The organism is Nocardioides sp. cx-173, assembly GCF_021117365.1.
In the GTDB taxonomy this organism is placed as follows: Bacteria; Actinomycetota; Actinomycetes; order Propionibacteriales; family Nocardioidaceae; genus Nocardioides.
Genome location: NZ_CP088262.1, coordinates 3,189,425 through 3,205,992 on the forward strand (window position 1 = coordinate 3,189,425; position 16,568 = coordinate 3,205,992).

The 16,568-nt window shown below is 72.3% G+C and carries 14 protein-coding genes; 3 read left to right on the top strand and 11 right to left on the bottom strand.

What is annotated here, in order from left to right:
- Positions 1–25 precede the first annotated feature (25 nt).
- From LQ940_RS15505 to LQ940_RS15530, 6 genes are all read right to left on the bottom strand, one after another.
- Positions 26–1,390 carry an LLM class flavin-dependent oxidoreductase gene (locus LQ940_RS15505; RefSeq protein ID WP_231243154.1) on the bottom strand — a complete coding sequence of 455 codons (1,365 nt, stop codon included), beginning with the start codon at positions 1,388–1,390 and terminating at the stop codon, positions 26–28.
- Between the two features lie 119 nt (positions 1,391–1,509).
- On the bottom strand, positions 1,510–2,613 hold the full coding sequence (locus LQ940_RS15510) for a ring-opening amidohydrolase (RefSeq protein ID WP_231243153.1): 1,104 nt from the start codon (positions 2,611–2,613) through the stop codon (positions 1,510–1,512).
- Between the two features lie 18 nt (positions 2,614–2,631).
- Positions 2,632–3,564 (bottom strand): carbamate kinase, encoded by a 933-nt coding sequence (locus LQ940_RS15515; RefSeq protein WP_231243152.1) that lies wholly within the window; start codon positions 3,562–3,564, stop codon positions 2,632–2,634.
- A 40-nt stretch (positions 3,565–3,604) separates the two neighbouring features.
- Positions 3,605–4,897 (bottom strand): SLC13 family permease, encoded by a 1,293-nt coding sequence (locus tag LQ940_RS15520; RefSeq protein ID WP_231243151.1) that lies wholly within the window; start codon positions 4,895–4,897, stop codon positions 3,605–3,607.
- Entirely contained in the window at positions 4,894–6,399 is a 1,506-nt protein-coding gene (locus tag LQ940_RS15525) for a potassium/proton antiporter (RefSeq protein ID WP_231243150.1), read from the bottom strand. The genes LQ940_RS15520 and LQ940_RS15525 overlap by 4 nt, the downstream gene beginning before the upstream one ends.
- Entirely contained in the window at positions 6,386–6,931 is a 546-nt protein-coding gene (locus tag LQ940_RS15530; protein ID WP_231243149.1) for an SPFH domain-containing protein, read from the bottom strand. The genes LQ940_RS15525 and LQ940_RS15530 overlap by 14 nt, the downstream gene beginning before the upstream one ends.
- A gap of 139 nt (positions 6,932–7,070) precedes the next feature.
- Here LQ940_RS15530 and LQ940_RS15535 point away from each other — a divergent pair, with 139 nt between their 5' ends.
- Both LQ940_RS15535 and LQ940_RS15540 read left to right on the top strand, forming a co-directional pair.
- A complete protein-coding gene (locus LQ940_RS15535) occupies positions 7,071–8,027 on the top strand; it encodes a sensor histidine kinase (protein WP_231243148.1) in 957 nt (318 codons plus the stop codon).
- On the top strand, positions 8,024–8,668 hold the full coding sequence (locus LQ940_RS15540; protein ID WP_231243147.1) for a response regulator: 645 nt from the start codon (positions 8,024–8,026) through the stop codon (positions 8,666–8,668). The genes LQ940_RS15535 and LQ940_RS15540 overlap by 4 nt, the downstream gene beginning before the upstream one ends.
- A 2-nt stretch (positions 8,669–8,670) precedes the next feature.
- Here LQ940_RS15540 and LQ940_RS15545 read toward each other — a convergent pair whose 3' ends face one another.
- The gene (locus LQ940_RS15545) at positions 8,671–9,483 is read right to left on the bottom strand and encodes a class I SAM-dependent methyltransferase (protein ID WP_231243146.1); all 813 of its coding nucleotides are present in this window, start codon (positions 9,481–9,483) and stop codon (positions 8,671–8,673) included.
- Between the two features lie 126 nt (positions 9,484–9,609).
- On the opposite strand from LQ940_RS15545, the gene LQ940_RS15550 reads away from it, so the two are divergent.
- Positions 9,610–10,290: a winged helix-turn-helix transcriptional regulator gene (locus tag LQ940_RS15550; protein ID WP_231243145.1), complete on the top strand. Its 681-nt coding sequence runs from the start codon at positions 9,610–9,612 to the stop codon at positions 10,288–10,290.
- On the opposite strand, the gene LQ940_RS15555 is transcribed toward LQ940_RS15550, so the two are convergent.
- The 4 genes from LQ940_RS15555 to LQ940_RS15570 are packed head-to-tail and all read right to left on the bottom strand — an operon-like array spanning position 10,287 to position 15,766.
- Positions 10,287–12,191, bottom strand: a complete 1,905-nt coding sequence (locus LQ940_RS15555) for a hydantoinase B/oxoprolinase family protein (protein WP_231243144.1) — start codon at positions 12,189–12,191, stop codon at positions 10,287–10,289. The two genes, LQ940_RS15550 and LQ940_RS15555, sit on opposite strands and share 4 nt — an antisense overlap.
- A complete protein-coding gene (locus LQ940_RS15560) occupies positions 12,188–14,272 on the bottom strand; it encodes a hydantoinase/oxoprolinase family protein (protein ID WP_231243143.1) in 2,085 nt (694 codons plus the stop codon). The genes LQ940_RS15555 and LQ940_RS15560 overlap by 4 nt, the downstream gene beginning before the upstream one ends.
- Before the next feature lie 19 nt (positions 14,273–14,291).
- The gene (locus tag LQ940_RS15565; protein ID WP_231243142.1) at positions 14,292–14,960 is read right to left on the bottom strand and encodes a lysophospholipid acyltransferase family protein; all 669 of its coding nucleotides are present in this window, start codon (positions 14,958–14,960) and stop codon (positions 14,292–14,294) included.
- Positions 14,961–14,980: 20 nt separating this feature from the next.
- A complete protein-coding gene (locus tag LQ940_RS15570) occupies positions 14,981–15,766 on the bottom strand; it encodes a GNAT family N-acetyltransferase (RefSeq protein ID WP_231243141.1) in 786 nt (261 codons plus the stop codon).
- Positions 15,767–16,568: the final 802 nt, after the last annotated feature.

Here is a 16,568-nt window from a genome sequence, read left to right on the forward strand (position 1 = left end):
CGGGCGCCGAGCTCGGTGGCGCCGTTCAGACCGCGTCCTCGACCGGGCGCTCGGCCTCGCGGCGGGCCGCCGTGTGCCGGTTCTCCGGGATCGACAGCCCCAGGTTGCCGCGCAGGGTGTCGGCCTCGTACTCGGTGCGGAACAGGCCGCGCTCCTGGAGGATCGGGACCACCTCCTGGGTGAAGCGGCGGAACGTCGCGGGGTGGGAGTAGTCGATGTTGAAGCCGTCGGCCGCGCGGGCCTCGAACCACTCCTGCAGCCGGTCGGCCACCGTCGCCGCGGAGCCGACGAACTCACCGGTGGGACGCCGCCGGCTGGCCAGCACCGTCTCGCGCAGCGTCAGCCCCTGCTCCTGGGCCAGCTGGGTGACCTTCTGCGCCTGGGTGAAGAAGCTGCGCTCGGCGTGCTTGAGCGCCTCGGCGGGGAACGGCGCGTCGAGGTCGTGGGCGCGGAAGTCGTACCAGCCGAAGGAGCGCGACATGTCCGAGAGCGAGTGGTCGAAGCCGTGGTCGGTCTCGCGGTAGTGCTGCTCGAGCTCGCGGGCCTCCGCGTCGGTGTCCGCGACCACAGTGGTGATCCCGGGCATGATGACGACGTCCTCGTCGCGCCGGCCGAGCCGTCGCGCCCGGCCCTTGAGGTCGTCGTAGAACGCCTGACCTGCCTGGACGCTGGGCGCGAACGTGAAGATGCCCTCGCCGATGCGCGCCCCCAGGTCGCGACCGGCGTCGGAGTCGCCGGCCTGGAACACCACGGGCTGGCCCTGGGCCGAGCGGGAGATGTTGAGTGGCCCGGCGACCTTGAAGTACTCCCCGTCGTGGTGCAGCGCGTGCTGCCTGGTCGCGTCGAGGAACACCCCGGACTCCCGGTCGCGCACGAACGCGTCGTCCTCGTAGGAGTCCCACAGGCCGCGGAGCAGGTCGACGTACTCCTGGGCCCGTCCGTAGCGGGTGGCGTAGTCGAAGTGCTCCTCGAGCCCGAAGTTGCCGGCGGCGCCGGGGTCGCCGCTGGTCACGACGTTCCACCCGGCGCGGCCGCGGCTGATCAGGTCGAGCGAGGCGAACCGGCGGGCCAGGTTGAACGGCGAGTTGAACGACGTCGTCGCGGTGCCGACCAGGCCGAGGTGCGTGGTGGTCGCGGACAGGGCCGAGAGCAGGGTGAGCGGCTCCAGCCGGTTGAGGTAATGGGGCGGGGAGCTGGGGGTGATGAACTGGCTGTCGACGATGAAGACCAGGTCGAACCGCGCGTCCTCCGCCTCTCGCGCCACCCGTGCGAACCAGTCGATGTCGACCGAGGCGTCGCCCGGGATCTCCGGGTCGCGCCAGAGCTCGTAGGAGCCGGGGCCGCCGACGCCGTAGGGGATGACGCCCAGCTTGATCTTGCGCTCGGTCACGACGGTGCTCCTCGGGTTCGGCCGGGACGATCCCGGGCCCATTGTGTGGTAATCCTACTGAATCACCATACTTAAAGACGACAGGAGACCACGGTTGGTCGCGGCGCGCCGCGACTGGGCTAGCCGAGGTCGACGATCGCGGCGACCGGACCGCCGCCGTCGGGTCCCTGGTGGGCCGCCGACACCGACACGAACACCGCCGGATCCCCCGTCACCGCGGCGGTGACACCGCCGACCGCGGCCTTGATCTGGCGGTGCCAGTGGACGTCGGAGTCGTCGAGCATCGCGTTGCGGCGACCGCGGACCTGGCCGTCCTGCGAGACCTCGCACTTGAGGAAGACGTTGACCAGCCGGCCGTCGAGGTCCTCGGTGCGGGGGCGCTCGGGCAGGTCGAGGCCGGCGGAGCGGATCGCCTCCCAGATGCCGTCCTGGTCCAGCGCGTCCTTCATCACCGAGTGGCCCACCCGGTAGCGCCCGCCGACGCCGGTCGCGTTGCCGACGACCACCACCTGCGCCTGGTCCAGCTCGACGCCCGACGAGCAGGACGCCACCGCCGAGAACAGGTCGCGGTTGTGCATGACGTCGGCGTCGGTGGGCATCTCGATCTCGCCGAGCGCGACCGCGATCCCCAGCGCCGTACAGCCGTTGGAGAGGTCCATCGACTCGTGGGTGTGCTCGGTCCACACCGTCTTTCCGCGTGACTTGGCGTCGCGGATGGTGTGCACCGTCAGCAGGGGGGTCTTGGTCTGGACGTAGTGGACGTCGGCGACGTCGGTGATGCCGGCGCGCTCCATCGCGACCTGCACGGCGTCGGCCACCTTGGTCACCATGGCCACTCGGCCGATGTCCTCGGGGAGCAGCGTCTCGCTCATCGCGAAGCCGACGGTGAGGCGCGGCTCGTCCGTGGGCTCGACGTCCTCGTCCGGGACGGTGGCGAAGATCGTGGCGTGCGGGCTGATGACGCCGTCGGTGCCGCCGGACCACACGATCGGGATCTGCTTCACCTGCTCGGCCGGGGCACCCTTCTCGACGAGCACCTCGCGGAAGGCCCGGTCGCTGATGATGCGGGTGTAGTCGTTGACCCCGCCGTTGCCCTCGGTCTTGCCGATGATCGCGATGACCCGGTCCGCCGCCATGACCCCGTCGTCGATGAGCCTGGCGAGCTCGCTCGCGTCGGCGACGGAGTGGATCGGGACCTTGCGCACTTCGATGGCGGAGGGCATGGGATGTCCTTTCGAGGCCTACGCGGGTACGACGACGGTGCCGGACCCACCGTCCACGGCCCGGTCGATGTTGTCCAGGCTCGTGATCACGGCGCGTCGCCCGGTGCGCTCGACGAAGCGGCACACGGCGTCGACCTTGGGACCCATCGAGCCGCTCGCGAAGTGCCCCTCCCTGGCGTGGCCGCGCAGCTCGGCCACCCTCACCCGGCCGAGCTCCACGGCATCCGGCCGGCCGTAGCGCAGCACCGCATGAGGTACGTCGGTCGCCACCACCAGGACGTCGGCCCGCACCGTCTCGGCCAGCAGGGCCGCCGCGAGGTCCTTGTCGATGACCGCCTCCACCCCGCGCAAGCGCCCGTCCTCGCGCACGACCGGGATCCCGCCGCCGCCGCCCGCGACGACGACGTACCCGGCCTCGATCAGCGAGAGCGCCGCGGGCGCGTCGAGGATCTCGCGCGGCTCGGGCGAGGCCACGACCCGGCGCCAGCCCCTGTCGCCGCGGTCCTCCCACACCTCGCCGTGCCCCTGCAGCAGGGCCGCCGCCCCCGCCGGCAGGAACCGGCCGATCGGCTTGGTCGGGTGGGTGAAGCCGGGGTCGTCGCCGTCGACGAGGGTGCGGGTCACAAGCGCCGCCGCGGGCCGGGCGAGCCCGCGCGCGGCGAGCGCCGCCTCGAGCGCGTTCATGAGCACGAACCCCAGCGTCGCCTGGGTCTGCGCTCCGCACCAGTCCAGCGGCACCGGCGGCACGACCGCGGCGGCGAGCTCGTTCTTGACCAGGAGGTTGCCGACCTGCGGGCCGTTGCCGTGGGTGAGCACGACCTCGACGTCGTGGCTCAGCAGGTCGGCGACCGCGGCCATCGCCACCTCGGCCGCGGCGATCTGGTCCTCCGGGCGGGCGCGCCCGTCGGCGCCGGTCATGGCGTTGCCGCCCAGCGCGAGCAGGACCCTCATGCGCCGACCCTAGGCCTCCCGTCGCGCGGCGGCGAGCGCGCTAGATCACGAAGTACCGCAGCCAGACGTAGAGCCACGCGACGCACAGCGACGCGAACGTGACCACGAGGCCGTACTTGGTGAAGCGCCAGAAGCTGATCGGCTCACCGGCCTTGTGGGCGATGCCGAGCACGACGACGTTGGCGCCGGCCGCGACCGCGGTGGTGTTGCCCCCCAGGTCCGCGCCGAGGGCGAAGGCCCACCACAGCGGGTTGCCCGACCCGGGGTTGCCCGAGCCGGCCACCAGGTCCTGCACGATCGGCACCATCGCCGCCGTGTAGGGGATGTTGTCGACGAACCCGCCGACGATGGCGGACCCGAACAGCAGACTGCTGGCCGCGAGCAGATCCTGACCGCCGAAGGCCGCCGCGGCCCGCTCGCCCAGCTCGCCGATCACGCCGACCTCGACCAGCCCGCCGACGAGGACGAAGAGCGCCATGAAGAACACCAGCGTGCCCCACTCAACCTCCTCGAGGAACTCCTGCGAGGAGGTGCGGCTCACCAGCACCATCGCGCCGGCACCGAGCATCGCGACGACCGACGGGTCCAGGTGCAGCACCGTGTGCAGACCGAAGGCGAGCATCACGATGCTCAGCACCACCAGGCACGACGTGAGCCTGCGGCGGTCGGTGATGGCCGCCCCCGGGTCGACCTCCTGCATGGCCGCGGCGGCGAGCTCGCCGACCTCGCCCAGCTGGCGGCGGAACAGCAGGCGGCACAGCAGGACCAGCCCGGCGACGATCAGCACGGTCACGGGCAGGGTGTGCACCAGGAAGTCGTTGAAGGACAGCCCGGCGCGACTGGCGATGATGATGTTGGGCGGGTCGCCGATCAGCGTGGCGGTGCCGCCGATGTTGGAGGCGAAGACCAGCGAGATCAGGTACGGCGCGGAGGGCAGCCCGAGCCGCCGGCACACCGACAGCGTGACCGGCGCGACGAGCAGCACCGTGGTGACGTTGTCCAGCAGCGCGGACGCCGTCGCCGTGACGATGATCAGCAGCGTCAGCAGACGTGCCGGGCGGCCGCGCGACGCCCTGGCCGACCACAGCGCGAGGTACTCGAACAGCCCCGTCTGCTTGAGGATGCTGACGATCACCATCATCCCAAACAGCAGGAAGATGACGTTCCAGTCGACGCCGGTCTCGTGGTCGAAGAACGCGCTGTCGGCGTCCACCAGCCCGAGGACGGTCATGGCCGCGACACCCCCCAGCGCGGCGGCGACGCGGTCGATCCTCTCGGTGGCGATGAAGGCGTAGGCCACCAGGAAGATGGCGACCGCGGCGCTGACGATCAAGCGGAGCTCCGTTCGGGGAGGTCGATGTACCAGCCCGCCAGGCGACCGTGGTCGCTGACCGCGCGAAGACGTCGCTCGATGGCGGCGTGGTCGTCGCGGGCGGCGGCGACCAGGACGTGGTCGCCGACCCGCAGGACGGCGGTGGGACCGGGGGCGGTGATGGTGCCGTCGCGCAGCAGCAGCGAGACCGCCGAGCCCGCCGGCAGCCGCAGCTCGGCGACCTCCACGCCGGCCAGGCGGGAGCCGGGCGGCACCGTGAACTGCAGCAGCGTCGCCCCCAGCTCCTCCAGCGGCGCGGACTCGATCGGGAGGTCACGGGGCTGCTCCCCCGCCGCGGCACCCAGCCGTCGTGCGACCCAGGGCAGCGTGGGGCCCTGCACGAGCGTGAAGATGACGACCAGCAGGAACACCACGTCGAAGACCCGCTCCGCCGACGGCAGCCCGACGCTCATCGGGATGGTGGCCAGCACGATCGGCACGGCTCCGCGCAGGCCGGCCCAGCTGATGAACGCCTGGTCGCGCCAGGGCACCCGGAACGGCGTCGCGCAGAGCACCACCGAGAGCGGCCTGGCCACCAGCGTCAGCACCCCGCCGACCAGCAGCGCGTAGGGCAGCGCGTCCCAGAGCCGGGCCGGGCTGGCCAGCAGCCCCAGCAGCACGAACAGCCCGATCTGCGAGAGCCAGGCCAGCCCCTCCACGAAGCTGCCCGTGGCCGTGCGGTGCGGCAGGTCGGCGTTGCCCAGCGTCAGCCCGGCGACGTAGATCGCCATGAGCGCGCTGGCTCCTGCGACTCCGGCCACCGCGAAGCCGAGGACGGCGATGGCGAGGGTGGCGATGGGATACAGCCCCGAGGCCGGCAGGGCGCTGCGCACGAGCACCCACAGCCCGAGGCGGGCGACGACGTACCCGAGGACCACGCCGAGCACCAGCTGGTAGACGACCTGGCCGAGGATGCCGAGCCCACTCGAGTCGGCCCAGGCGCTCGAGGTGACGACGGTGACCAGGATGATGACCGGCGGGTCGTTGAAGCCGGACTCCGCCTCCACGGTCGCCCGCAGCCGGCCGCGGATCGGCATCGAGCGGAGCACCGCGAACACCGCGGCCGCGTCGGTGGACGAGGCGACAGCGCCGAGCAGGATCGCCGTGCGCAGGTCGACGTCGAGCACGAGGTAGACCAGGCCCGACGTCACCGCGACGGAGATCGCGACACCGACGGTGGCCAGCACGCCGGCCAGGGGCGCGACGGGTCGCACGACCTTCCAGTCGGTGGTGAAGCCGCCCTCGGCCAGGATCACCGCCAGCGCGGCGGTGCCGAGGATCTGGGTGAGGTCGGCGTCCTCGAACTGCAGGCCGAGGCCGGACTCGCCCAGCACCAGGCCCAGGGCGAGGTACACGAGCAGGCTGGGCAGCCCGGCCCGGGTGGAGATGCGGACGGCGGCCACGGCCGCCAGGAGAACACCCGCCCCCACGAGCAGGGCGAGGTTCAGGTCAGCCGGATCCACGGGCCGCCGTGACGCTCGTGGAGGGCACGAGCAGGACGTCGAGCTCGACGAGCTCCAGGTCGACCACGCGGACTCCGCGCGGACGGGTGACGGCGTCGGCGGCCGCGACCAGGGACGGCCAGGACTGCGTGAGCTCCTCGGCCAGGTCGGCGACCGCACGACGCCGTACCGCCTCGGCGAGCACCCGCTGGGCCGCCACCTCCGCGGAGGCGAGCGGCTCGACGAAGCGCTCGAGGGGGCTCGGCGGCACCAGCGTGACGCGGGCCAGCACGAGCAGGCGTACGTCGCGTCCGTCGGCCGTGTCAGCACGCACGACCAACGGGAGCTCCTGCGGGGCGACGGGGACGACCTCTGCCCGGTCGACTCCCGGCCACCGCAGGCGCAGCCCAGCCCCGGTGACCCGCGAGACGATCCCCCGCCGGATCACCACGAGCACGTGCCCTTCGGGCACCCACCGGACCGAGACCGTCGCGAGGAGAGCGAGGAGCGGCACTCCCAGGAGAGCCACCATGGGGACCTGGTACTCATCCACGTGACCCTCCTCGCTCTGCTCGTCGACACCTCCAGTGTCGGCTGCGGCGCGCTCGCGGACCATGGGTGCTACCACCCATCTCCCCGCCAGGGCGGCCGCCCGCGTGGACTCCGTGCGCCGAGTCCGGGAGGGTGAGGGCGTGGCCTGGCAACCGTCGCTCTTCTGGAAGGTCTTCCTCACCAACGGGGTCGTCTTCGTCGTGGGCACCCTGACCCTCGTGCTGTCGCCCGCCAGCGTCTCTCGGCAGCCGCTGCTGTCCGAGGTGCTGGTGCTCACCGTCGGGCTCGGCCTCATGCTGCTGGCCGACGCGGTGTTTCTGCGCCGCAGCCTGACCCCGGTGGACCGCGTCGTCGCCCAGATGGCGACCGTCGAGCTGCTCAAGCCGGGCCACCGGCTCGCCGAGCCCTCCGGCGGACCCGGCGCGCAGCTGGTGCGCGGCTACAACGCCATGCTCGACCGCCTCGAGGCCGAGCGCAGCGCGAGCAACGCCCAGGCGCTGGCCGCCCAGGAGGCAGAGCGGCACCGGATCGCCCAGGAGCTGCACGACCAGGTCGGGCAGAGCCTCACCGTCGTCCTGCTGGGGCTCAAGCAGGTGCAGGCCCAGGCGCCCCCGGAGCTGGCCGAGGAGCTCGGGCTGGTCCGCGAGAGCGTGCGCGCCGGCCTCGACGACATCCGCCGGGTGGCGCGCGAGCTGCGCCCCGGCGTACTCGAGGACCTGGGGCTGCACAGCGCGCTCGCCGCCCTCGCCTCCGACTTCTCGGCCCACTCCGGCACCCACGTACGGCGCACGGTCGCCCGCGGCCTGCCGGCGCTGTCGCCGCAGGCCGAGCTGGTCGTCTACCGGGTCGCCCAGGAGGCGCTGACGAACGTGGCCCGCCACGCCGACGCCCAGCAGGTCACGCTCTCGCTGACCCGGCTCGGTGACCGGGTGGTGTTGGAGGTCTCCGACGACGGCCGGGGCACCGACGGCAGCCACCCCGGCACCGGGCTGCTCGGGATGCGGGAGCGGGCCCTGCTCGTCGGGGGCGAGGTCACCGTCACCGGGGGGCCGGGTCTCGGCACGACCGTCCGGCTCGCCGTACCGGTGCCCTCGTGATCAGGATCCTGCTCGTCGACGACCACGCGCTGGTGCGGCGCGGCGTACGGCTGATCCTGGAGCAGGAGCCGGACCTGACGGTCGTCGGCGAGGCCGGCGACGGCGCCGAGGCGGTCGCCGCGCTGCGCGACCTCGAGGTGGACCTGGTCGTGCTCGACATCGCGATGCCGCGCATGACCGGCCTGCAGGCGGCGCGCGAGATGACCCGCCTCCGCAGGCCACCCAAGATCCTGATGCTGTCGATGCACGACAACGAGCAGTACTTCTTCGAGTCGCTCAAGGTCGGCGCCAGCGGCTACGTGCTCAAGTCGGTCGCCGACGAGGACCTGGTCGGCGCCGTCCGCGCCGCCATGCGCGGCGAGGCGTTCGTCTACCCCGGTGCGATGGGCGCCCTGGCCCGCGACTACCTCGACCGGCTGCGCCGCGGCGAGAGCGTCCCCGCGACGGTGCTGACCGAGCGCGAGGACGAGGTGCTCAAGCTGATCGCCGAGGGACAGTCGTCCAAGGAGATCGCGCGCGCGCTCACGATCAGCATCAAGACCGTCGAGCGCCACCGCGCGAACATCCTCGCCAAGCTCGGCATGCGCGACCGCACCCAGCTCACCCGCTACGCCATCCGCGCCGGCCTGATCGAGCCCTGAGGTCAGGTGCGACGGGCGGTGACGAGCAGGTACTCCCAGCGCATCAGCCCGTCGCCCTCGTCGAAGTCCCGGGCCAGGGCGGCGAGGTCCTCGTCCAGCGCTGCGGCCCGCGCCTCGTCCAGGCCGCGGTAGACCGCGATGGTCGGGCCGTAGCAGGCCTTGAAGTAGTCGCGGAACGCCACGGCCGTCGCGAAGCCGTCCACGGTGACCGTGCGCCGTACGGCGGTGAGGTCGACCACCTGCTCGGCGAGCAGGTCGCGGACATGGGCCTCGTCGCCCCAGAGAGGCGGCGGCTGGGCGCCGGGAGGCGGCGCGGGGGCGTACGGCCTCATGGTGGCGAACATCCGCCCGATGAACCCCTCAGGCGTCCAGGCGATCAGCCCGATCCGCGCTCCCGAGCGGGCCACCCGCAGCAGCTCTGCGGCCGCCACCCGGTGGAACGGCGCGAACATCACGCCCACGCAGGACATGACGACGTCGAACGACGCGTCGCCGTACGGCAGCGCCTCGGCGTCGCCGACCTCCCAGGAGAGCGAGACGTCGTCGGCCTCGGCGCGGGCGCGGCCGGCCTCGAGCAGCTCGGGCGTCAGGTCGCTGGCGGTCACGTCGGCGCCGGCGAGCGCGGCGGGGACGCTGGCGTTGCCGGACCCGGCCGCGACGTCGAGCACCCGGTCGCCGGCGGCGATGCCGCAGGCTTCGACGAGGGCCTGGCCCAGGTCGGGGATCACGGTCGCGGCGACGTCGGGGTAGTCGCCCAGCGCCCACAGGGCACGGTGCCTCGCCTTCAGGTCGGGAGGTACGGCGGTGTTCGTCATGATGGCTCCTTCGCTCGGGACTCCAGGCTCCCCGCCGCGCGCCCCTGCCTCCAGTGCCGGATCTGCACCGGGAGCGGTTCACGATCTGTACTGGCCACCGCGACCGGAGGGGCGTCTACTGGTCCCATGTCGACCTACGGTCAGTTCTGCCCCGTGGCCAAGGCCATGGAGGTGCTCGACGAGCGATGGACGCTGCTCGTCGTACGCGAGCTGCTCGCCGGGAGCAGCCACTTCAACGAGCTGCGGCGCGGGGTGCCCCGGATGTCGCCCGCGCTGCTGTCCAAGCGGCTGCGCACCCTGGAGCGAGCCGGCGTCGTACGCCGCTCGGAGGACGGCGGGCGCACCTCCTACGCGCTCACCGAGAGCGGGCGCGAGCTGCACGGGATCGTCGAGGCGCTCGGGGTGTGGGGGGTCCGGTGGATCGGGCAGCTGGGCGCGGAGGACCTCGACCCCCACCTTCTGCTGTGGGACATGAAGCGCACCGTCCCGCTCGACGCGTGGCCACGCTCGCGCACGGTGCTGGCGATCGAGTTCGACGACGTAGACACCCGCGCCGCGCGCTGGTGGATCGTGGTCTCCGGCGACGAGGTCGACGTGTGCGACTACGACCCCGGTTTCGACGTGACCGCCACCCTCCACACCGGCCTGCGCGCGCTCACTCGCCTGTGGCGCGGCGACCTCGACTGGCCGCAGCTGCTCGCCAGCGGCGAGTGCAGGGTGGAGGGTCCCTCCGAGGTACGCCGCGAGCTCCCCCGCTGGCTCGGCCGGTCCACGCTGGCCGCGGTCCCCCGGGCGGTCCCGGCCTAGCGGACGTCCAGCGCCGCGTACGCCGCCCCGCCGGCCAGCGCCGCGTAGCCCGGGCCCCGGTCGAAGAACGCCTCGCTCGCGGCGGGTCGCGCCGCCCGCTCGGCCGCGGTCGCGTCGGCGTCGAAGCCCAGGTCGTCGCCCTCGCCGGTGAGCACCACGCCGTACGCCGCCAGCGCGGCCTCGGGCGAGACCTTGTGCCAGCGCACGTCGCGCACGACCAGCTCCGGGTCGCGCGCCCGGGGGTCGCCCCATCCGCCGCCCCCGGTGGTGCGGATCCGGATGACCTCGCCGGCCTTGACCGGCTCGGCGTCGGCCAGCGCGTCGACCTCCCGCTCGGCCGGGCCGCCGGGGTCGATGACGACCGAGAACGGCTGGCCCGCCCGGCCGCCGCGTACCCCCCAGCAGGCCAGGATCGAGCGGTCCGCGATGGACATGAAGTGGCCGTCCTTGAGCATCCGGATGTGCTTCTCGTAGCCGAGTCCGCCGCGGAACTGCCCGGCGCCGCCACTGTCGACGGCCAGGGACAGGGACTCGACCCGGAACGGGAAGCGCGCCTCGGTGAACTCGCTGGGCAGGTTGCGCGAGTCGGGCACGACGTGGATGGTGTCCTCGCCGTCGGCGTAGTGGCGCCCGCCGGAGCCGCCGCCGAGGACCTCGCGCATCAGGTAAGGCAGCCCGTTCAGGTCCTCGCCGTAGACGCCGGTGTAGCGGATCGTCTCCTGGTCGGCCGGCATCCTCCCGTCGACCGCCTTGGCGAGCACGCCGGCCAGCACACCCAGCAGCCGCAGGATCACGAACGTGCGGGCGTTGGTGGGTGCCGGGAACACCGGCGTCAACAGCGTGCCCGGCTCCGGGAAGCGCATCTCGATCAGCGGCACGACGCCCTCGTTGACGTCGAGCTCGGCCATCCGCTCCGGCGACTCCGCGAGGTTGCGCAGGATCGGCGCGAGCCACTTCTTGAGGAACACGCCGTCGCTGTAGTCGCCGCAATGGTTGATCGGGCCCTTCGCCTGCGGCGAGGTGCCGTCGAAGTCCAGGACGATCCGCTCGCCCTCCGTGTCGTCTGCGGGCGTGCGGGTCAGCGTGATCCGCTGGGTGTGCAGCCTCGGCTCGTCGACGCCGTCGTGCTCGGCGTAGTCCTCCCACACCCAGGTGCCGACCGGGATCTGGCTGAGGATCTCGCGCCGGTACGTCGTGGTCGTGCGGTCGATGATCGCGTCGAAGCAGGAGTCCACGACCGCGACGCCGTACCGGTCGAACAGCTCGCCGAGCCGCCGCGCGCCCATCAGGCAGGCCGAGCACTCGGCGTCGAGGTCGGCGGCGAGCGACTCCGGCATCCGGGAGTTGCGGGTCATGATCGCGAGCGCCGCGCGGTTGGGCACGCCGGCGTCCCAGAGCTTGATCGGCGGCACCATCAGGCCCTCGGAGAAGACGCTGGTGGCGTTGCTCGGCATCGACCCGGGCACGGCGCCCCCGATGTCGTCGTGGTGGCCGAACGCCTGCACGAACGCGACCACCCGACCCTCGCTGAAGACGGGCACCGTCACGCACAGGTCGGGCAGGTGGCCGATGCCGCCCTCCGAGCGGTAGACGTCGTTGTGGAAGAACACGTCGCCGGGTCGCATCTGCTCGATCGGGAAGTCGCGGGCGACCGGGTGCACCAGGGCGGAGTACGAGCGTCCGGTCAGCTTACGCAGCAGCCGGTCGTGGATGCCGGCTCGGAAGTCGTGGGCGTCGCGGATCATCGGGCTGCGGCTGGTGCGCCCGATCGCGGTCTCCACCTCCAGCTCCACGCTGGCCAGGGATCCCTGGACGATCTCGACCAGGACCGGGTCGGCGCTCGCCCCCGCGTCGTCGGTGAGGTGTCCGAAGGGGAACTGCGTGGGCGCTCGCCTGCTCATACCGTCGCCTCCCGCGTCACGATGAGGTTGAGGTACTCGTCCACGCGGGCGGTGAACCCGGGGTGGATGGGCACCGTCGAGCCGAACTCCTCGATGACCACCGGTCCGGCCACGATCGTCCCGGGCGGCAGGTCCGTACGCTGCACGACCGGCGTCGCGACGTACCCGTCCCCCGCGTCGAAGCACACCTGCCTCTCGGTGGTTGAGGTGTGAGCGGAGCGAGCCTCGAAACCACTCTCGACCACCGGGTGGCGCGCGATCTCCGGCCGCCGGATGGGGCCGATCCCCGAGACCCGCAGGTTGACCCACTCGACCTGCTGGGTGGCGTCGGTGGAGAAGTCGTAGCCGTAGAGCGCGCGATGCGCGGCGTGGAACGCGCCCGCGACGTCGGCGAGCACGGCGACGTCGACGACCCCGTCGGGCACCGGCACCCGCACCTCGAAGGCCTGGCCGAAGTAGCGCAGGTCGGCGGTGCGGACGAAGCGGTGCTGCGCGGACGCGAACCCCTCGGTCCTCAGCGCCCGTGCGGCCTGCTCGGTCAGGTCGTCGTAGATCCCGGCCACCGTGGCCGCCTCGAGCTGGTCGGCCAGCGCGACGTGGGTCTGCACGTAGTCGTTCTTCACGTCCACGGTCAGCAGCCCGAACGCCGACACGTTGCCTGGGTTCGGCGGCACCAGGACGGTCGGGATCCCGAGCACGTCCATCAGCCGGCAGAGCAGCAGCGAGCCCGAGCCGCCGAAGGTCGTCAGCGTGAAGTCGCGGACGTCGAGCCCGCGCTTGACCGTGACCTGACGCAGCGCGTTGGCCTGGTTCCACGCGGAGATCTCCAGCACCCCGGCCGCGCACGCCTCCGGGCTCAGCCCGAGCTCCGCGGCCAGCGCGCGTACGCCGGTCGCCGCGGCCTCGACGTCCAGCGTGATCTCCCCTCCGAGCAGGTGCGGGGGGATCCGGCCGAGGAAGACATGGGCGTCGGTGATCGTGACCTCGCGCCCGCCCTTGCCGTAGCAGATCGGCCCGGGGTCGGCGCCCGCCGACTGCGGCCCCACCTTGAGCGTCCCCTCGGGCGAGAGCCAGGCGATGGAGCCGCCGCCGGCGCCGACGGTGACCACGTCGATCATCGGGATCTTCGACGGGAAGGCGCCGACCGAGCCCTCGGTGGTCAGCGTCGGCTCGCCGTGGATCACGACCGAGACGTCGGTCGACGTACCGCCGCCGTCGCTGGTGAGCACGTGGTCGAAGCCGGCCACCTTGGCGATCATCGCGGCGCCCAGCGCGCCGGCCGCGGGTCCGGAGAGCACGGTCGTGATCGGCTGGTGCACGACCTCGTCGGCCGAGAGCACGCCGCCGTTGGACTTCATCACGTAGAACGGCAGGTCGCCGTAGTCCGTCAGGCGGCTCTTGATGTTCGTGACGTACGCCGACAGTCGGGGCTTGACGGCCGCGTCGACGAGGGTGGTCATGGCTCGCTCGTACTCGCGGTACTCGCGCAGCACCTGGCTGCTCACCGACACCACGCACTCGGGGTGCTCCTGCGCCAGGACCGCGCGCATGCGCTCCTCGTGCTCGGCGTTGGCGTAGGAGTGCAGGAAGCAGATGCCGAGCGTGTTGACGCCGCGGCCGCGGAACCACCGCGCGACCTCGCGTGCGCCGGCCTCGTCGAAGGGCCGCACCTCGGCACCGGTGACGTCGAGGCGGCCCTCGACGCCCTTCACGAGGTCGCGCGGCACGATCCGGTCGGGCTTGACCCAGAAGTAGGAGTTGCCGTAGCCGTCGGGCACCGACTGCCGGGCGATCTCGAGCATCGCCTCGTAGCCGGTGTTGGTGATGAAGCCGAGCCGGTCGACCTTGCCCTCGAGCAGCTGGTTGGTGGCGACCGTCGTGCCGTGGCTGACCGACGCGACGTCGGCGCCCTTCGCCCCCGCCAGGGCGAGCACCTTCTCGATCCCCTCGAGGAAGCCGTCGGCCGGGTTGCTCGGCGTCGACGGGGTCTTGGTCGTGACCAGCGCTCCGGACTCCTCGTCGAAGGCGACGACGTCCGTGAAGGTGCCGCCGGTGTCGATCCCGATCCTGATCCGACCCATGCGTCGATCCAAGCAGAGATCAGGCCTCCGGGGAGCGCTCGTTGTAGACGCCTGCGGGCTCCTGGCCGGACAGCTCCTGGATGGCCGTCATGATCTGGTCGGTGACCTCGCGACGGGCCCGGCCCAGCGGGACGCCGTCGTAGCGTCCGACGACCTGGATCGGCCTGCCGAACGACACCGTCACGGGCACCACCTTGGGTCGCGACGAGCCGACCGGCTGCAGCTTGTCGGTGCCGATGAGACCGACGGGCACGACCGGGACGCCGGCGGTGAGGGCGAGGTGTGCGACGCCGGTGCGACCGCGGTAGAGCCGGCCGTCGCGCGAGCGGGTGCCCTCGGGGTAGATCCCGAACGCCTCGCCGCGGCGCAGCACCGAGAGCGCGGTGTCGAGGCTGGCGATCGCGGCCTTGCTGTCGTCGCGGTCCACCGGCAGCATGCCCATGCCCTCGAACCACATCCGGGAGAGGGCGCCCTTGAGGCCGGTGCCGGTGAAGTAGTCGGACTTCGCCAGGAACGCCACCCGCCGCGGCGCCACGATCGGGATGACCATGGAGTCGGCGAAGCTCAGGTGGTTGCTGGCCAGGATCACCCCGCCCGTGCGCGGGATGTTGTCCACGCCGTTGACCGTCGGTCGCCAGATCGCCTTGGCGAGCGGCGGGACGACGGTGTGGAGCACCCGGTAGAGCATGGCCCGATCGTAGGGGGAGCTCAGCCGCGCCACACGTACGGCGTCGTGGTGGTCACCGCGCGCAGTCCCGAGCGCTCCAGGATCGGTCGCGACATGGCGGTGCAGTCGCTGTGCAGGTGGCGCACCCCATGCTGCAGCGCCGACTCCGCGCGGGCCGCGGTGAGCGCGCGGTAGATGCCGCGACCACGCCACTGCGGCAGCGTCACGCCGCCCCAGAGACCTGCGCACTCGGTGCCTGGCACGACCTCCAGCCGCCCGGCGGAGACGACCACTCCGTCGGCCTCGGCCACCCAGACCTCGGTGTTGCCCTCGCTGCGCTCGACGCGGGCGAGGAGCTCGGCTCCGTCGCCCCCATATCCGAAGACGGCCGCCTGCAGGTCCGCCGCCGCATCGAGCAGCGCCGCACGGTCCGGGAGGGCGTCGACGCGCCGCACCACCACGCCGTCGGGTGGCGCCGGCGCGTCGGCGAGGTGGGCCGCCTCGCCGAGCATCACGGTCTCGACCTCCTCCGCGACGAAGCCCAGGCTCTCCAGCCACCCGGGCAGTTCGGCCGGCCGGTCGTGCCCCCGGGTCTTCCACTCGACCGTCGCCACCTCGGGGTCGGCGGCGAAGTGGTCGAGGCTCACGCGCACGAGGCCCGCCACCGCCGCACGGTCGAGGCCGGCCAAGCTGCGGTACGACACCAGGCCGTGGTCGCCGAACGCCCCCATCCACAGGGGGCCGGACCGCTCCCAGCTGCGGGCGCCGACCACCTCGGCGCTGCCGCGCAGCTGGTCGTCGTACACGGCGAGCAGGGGGTCGGTCATCGCGGTTCCTCGTGGGAAATAGGTGAAGGGCCCTTGTGAGTATGAGTCACAAGGGCCCTTCGGTTTGACCGGTCCGATGGTGTGTCCCGATCGACAGCTCTTCTCCTCCGGTCCCAGTAGCCTCACCATCCGGCTGCCGCGACAAGTTCCCAGCAAGCTGGTCCCCCGTCATCTGGACCCTCGTCTCCGAGCTGTCCCGCTCTCCCCGGGGGGAGTGCGTGGGTCAGTTCTATGCCCGCCCGATTCCCCCGCGCAAGACCTTCGCGCCACAAACCCTCGGTTCCACCGGAACTCCCCCTCCCTCCACAGCCCGACCCCCTCTCTCCACCACACCCGCCCCGTTTCCACAGCCTTATCCACCGTCCCTGTGGAGAAGTCACCCACTGGTCCAGACCGCAGCGACGAGCCTCGAGACCCGAAGCAGCCACATGTTCTCGGTGGTCGAGGTGCGAGGAGCGCGCGGGCGGGCCCTTTCGGTGGTCGAGGTGCGAGGAGCGCCAGCGCTTGTCCTGAGGTGCGAGCGCAGCGAGCCTCGAAGGGACGAGCCTCGAGACCCGGTGACCCGAGAAGCAGCCCCGGGGTACGGCGGTCGGTCGCCGGGGCCCGCGCCATCTCGGTGGTCGAGGTGCGAGGAGCGCCAGCGACGAGCCTCGAGACCCAATGAGCCGAGAAGCAAACCCGGGGTACGGCGGTCAGGCCGCGGGGGTCTCGAGGCTCAGGCGTTGCACGCCTTCACACCTCGACCACCGAAGGGGTCGAGAAGTGCTCAGAGCCCTGTGGACAAAGGGCATTCTCGGACCCC

What these genes read in the sequence shown, in the direction of transcription:
- LQ940_RS15510 (WP_231243153.1), bottom strand. Translation starts at nt 2,613, where the DNA reads ATGCCCTCCGCCATCGAAGTGCGCAAGGTCCCGATCCACTCCGTCGCC.
- LQ940_RS15515 (WP_231243152.1), bottom strand. Translation starts at nt 3,564, where the DNA reads ATGAGGGTCCTGCTCGCGCTGGGCGGCAACGCCATGACCGGCGCCGAC.
- LQ940_RS15545 (WP_231243146.1), bottom strand. Translation starts at nt 9,483, where the DNA reads ATGACGAACACCGCCGTACCTCCCGACCTGAAGGCGAGGCACCGTGCC.
- LQ940_RS15550 (WP_231243145.1), top strand. Translation starts at nt 9,610, where the DNA reads ATGTCGACCTACGGTCAGTTCTGCCCCGTGGCCAAGGCCATGGAGGTG.
- LQ940_RS15555 (WP_231243144.1), bottom strand. Translation starts at nt 12,191, where the DNA reads ATGAGCAGGCGAGCGCCCACGCAGTTCCCCTTCGGACACCTCACCGAC.
- LQ940_RS15560 (WP_231243143.1), bottom strand. Translation starts at nt 14,272, where the DNA reads ATGGGTCGGATCAGGATCGGGATCGACACCGGCGGCACCTTCACGGAC.
- LQ940_RS15565 (WP_231243142.1), bottom strand. Translation starts at nt 14,960, where the DNA reads ATGCTCTACCGGGTGCTCCACACCGTCGTCCCGCCGCTCGCCAAGGCG.
- LQ940_RS15570 (WP_231243141.1), bottom strand. Translation starts at nt 15,766, where the DNA reads ATGACCGACCCCCTGCTCGCCGTGTACGACGACCAGCTGCGCGGCAGC.